Source organism: Pleomorphomonas sp. NRK KF1, from assembly GCF_023721755.1.
Classification (GTDB): Bacteria; Pseudomonadota; Alphaproteobacteria; order Rhizobiales; family Pleomorphomonadaceae; genus Pleomorphomonas.
Window position 1 is genome coordinate 1 of sequence record NZ_JAMDLH010000027.1, and the last position, 343, is coordinate 343.

1 pseudogene is annotated in these 343 nt (G+C 63.3%); it reads right to left on the reverse strand.

Annotation, left to right across the window (positions count from 1 at the left end):
• Positions 1-343, reverse strand: a pseudogene (gene tuf / locus M4J39_RS23145) (elongation factor Tu); the annotation flags it as partial.

The following is a 343-nucleotide window of genomic DNA, read 5'->3' on the forward strand; positions in this document are numbered from 1 at the left end:
TTCACGGATGGCGAAGCGGAGCTTCTCTTCCATGGCGATCGGAACGATCAGCTGGACGTTCATCGTCACGTTGTCGCCCGGCATCACCATCTCGACGCCTTCATCGAGCGTCACCACGCCGGTCACGTCCGTCGTGCGGAAGTAGAACTGCGGGCGGTAGTTGGTGAAGAACGGCGTGTGACGGCCACCTTCTTCCTTGGTCAGGATGTAGGCTTCGGCCTTGAACTTGGTGTGCGGGTTCACCGAAGCCGGCTTGCACAGCACCTGGCCGCGCTCGACGTCTTCACGCTTGGTGCCGCGCAGCAGCGCGCCGATGTTGTCGCCGGCCTGGCCCTGGTCGAGC